We start from the raw sequence: 1,343 nt of genomic DNA on the forward strand, positions 1-1,343 counted from the left end.
CGGCCCATGCCGCGGTAGGTCCAGCCGGCCGCGGTCCACAGCGGCTCGTCCAGGCAGTTGCGGCCGTCGATCACCAGCTTGCCGGCCACCAGCGCGCCGAGCGCCTGCGGGTCGGCGTTGCGGAACTCGGCCCATTCGGTGAGCACGCACACCAGGTCGGCGCCAGCCAGGCAGCCATCCAGCGACAATGAATAAGTAAGTTGGGGTGCCACACGACGGGCGTTCTCGATGGCCTGGGGGTCATAGACGCGTACCTCCGCACCCGCCTTCGCCAGGGCCGCCGCGATCGCCAACGCCGGCGAGTCCCGCACATCATCGGAATTCGGCTTGAACGCCGCCCCCAGCACCGCGATCCGCGTCCCGGACAGATCCGGCCCCGCCGGACCCGACCGGCGACCCAGCAACCGCGCCGCCAAACCCAGCACCCGCGCCCGCCGCCGCGTATTCACCAAATCCACCTCATGCAGGAACCGCAACGCCTCACCCGCGCCCAACTCCTGCGCCCGCGCCTGAAACGCCCGGATGTCCTTCGGCAGACACCCACCACCGAACCCCACACCCGCCTGCAAGAACCGATTACCGATCCGCGGGTCATACCCGATCGACTTCGCCAGTTGCGTCACGTCCCCACCCGCGACCTCACACACCTCCGCCATCGCATTGATAAAACTGATCTTCGTCGCCAGGAACGCGTTCGCCGCCACCTTCACCAACTCCGCCGTCGCGAAATCAGTCACCACCAACGGCACCTCACGATCCTCGGCCGCCGCCAGATCGAACACACCCTTGTGCGCCGCGTACAACATCGCGTTCGCCCACTCCGTACGCACCCCGACCACGATCCGGTTCGGCCGCAACACGTCCTCGACCGCGAACCCCTCCTGCAGGAACTCCGGAGACCACGCCACCTCCACCCCCAGCCCCGCATCCGCATGACGCGCCACCAACTGCTCCACCCACTCCGCCGTACCCACCGGCACCGTGGACTTACCCACGATCAACGCCCGCCGCCGCAACCGCGCCGCCAACCGCGTCACCGACGTCTCCACAAACGTCAGATCCGCACCCATCCCCTCCGCACGCTGCGGCGTACCCACACAGATGAAATGCACATCCGCGAAATCCGCCACCTCCTCATACGAGGTGCAGAACCGCAACCGCCCCGACGCCAGATTCGCCCGCAACAACTCATCCAGACCCGGCTCATGAAACGGCACCTGCCCACCCGCCAACTTGGCGATCTTCGCCTCATCGACGTCGAACCCCACCACCTCATAACCCAGCTCCGCGAAACAGATCGCATAAGTCGCACCCAGATAACCCGTACCCAGAAACGACAACCG

The 1,343-nt window shown here is 66.6% G+C and carries 1 protein-coding gene; it reads right to left on the bottom strand.

Annotated features, from left to right (window positions below):
* Window positions 1-1,343: UDP-glucose dehydrogenase family protein (locus IEY73_RS32625; protein ID WP_229716411.1), on the bottom strand; the 1,343-nt coding region annotated here is incomplete at both ends.

This window comes from Mangrovihabitans endophyticus (assembly GCF_014646155.1).
GTDB classification, from domain to species: Bacteria; Actinomycetota; Actinomycetes; order Mycobacteriales; family Micromonosporaceae; genus Actinoplanes; species Actinoplanes endophyticus.